The 816-nt window shown below is 45.3% G+C and carries 2 tRNA genes and 2 rRNA genes; all 4 read left to right on the plus strand.

The features are described from left to right. A 16S ribosomal RNA gene (locus B5P39_RS24365) occupies window positions 1-85 on the plus strand; the annotation flags it as partial. A gap of 70 nt (window positions 86-155) precedes the next feature. Further along, window positions 156-232, plus strand: a tRNA-Ile gene (locus tag B5P39_RS24370). A 137-nt stretch (window positions 233-369) separates the two neighbouring features. Then, a tRNA-Ala gene (locus tag B5P39_RS24375) sits at window positions 370-445 on the plus strand. 274 nt (window positions 446-719) lie between these two features. Next, window positions 720-816, plus strand: a 23S ribosomal RNA gene (locus B5P39_RS24380); the annotation flags it as partial.

Consider the following 816-nt stretch of genomic DNA (forward strand, 5'->3'; position numbering starts at 1 on the left):
GGCGCTCACCACTTTGTGGTTCATGACTGGGGTGAAGTCGTAACAAGGTAGCCCTAGGGGAACCTGGGGCTGGATCACCTCCTTACCTATACGACTAACTCGATGTTTGTTGAGTGTTCACACAGATTTGCTTGATAGAAGATAGAGTAAAAGATGGGTCTGTAGCTCAGCTGGTTAGAGCGCACCCCTGATAAGGGTGAGGTCGGTGGTTCAAGTCCACTCTGACCCACCAATCCTTCCTTCTCAGCGTTGGAAAGTGACTCGTTTAGTGAACTAAACGTCGCCACTGTCCGCCTTGATAAGAAATGATTGGCAAACCAATCCTTTAAGAGGTTTGGAACATCTTATTTACTCGCACTGCATGTAAATGGGGCTATAGCTCAGCTGGGAGAGCGCCTGCCTTGCACGCAGGAGGTCTGCGGTTCGATCCCGCATAGCTCCACCATTTACTGCATTATGGTTAGAGATGCCAAAGATAAACTTAAACATTATCTTTGGCTTTTTTAAGCCCGCTCTTTAACAATTTGGAAAGCTGATAGTAATTAATACAATGATGTCTGTCGTTGTGTTAATACGAAAAAAATTGAGTTCTTAAAACACTTGTTAAGTGTCTTGAATATTCAAGTCTAAGGCGAGTCCATCTTCTTGGTCGAAGATGAGACAAGTAAAACCAGCTGGTCGCAACGACTCAAGTGATGTGAAACTCATTTGGGTTGTATGGTTAAGCGACTAAGCGTATACGGTGGATGCCTTGGCAGTCAGAGGCGATGAAGGACGTAGTAACTTGCGAAAAGCGTTGGCGAGCTAGTAACAAGC

The organism is Shewanella sp. Shew256, from assembly GCF_002196695.1.
Taxonomy (GTDB): domain Bacteria; phylum Pseudomonadota; class Gammaproteobacteria; order Enterobacterales; family Shewanellaceae; genus Shewanella; species Shewanella mangrovisoli.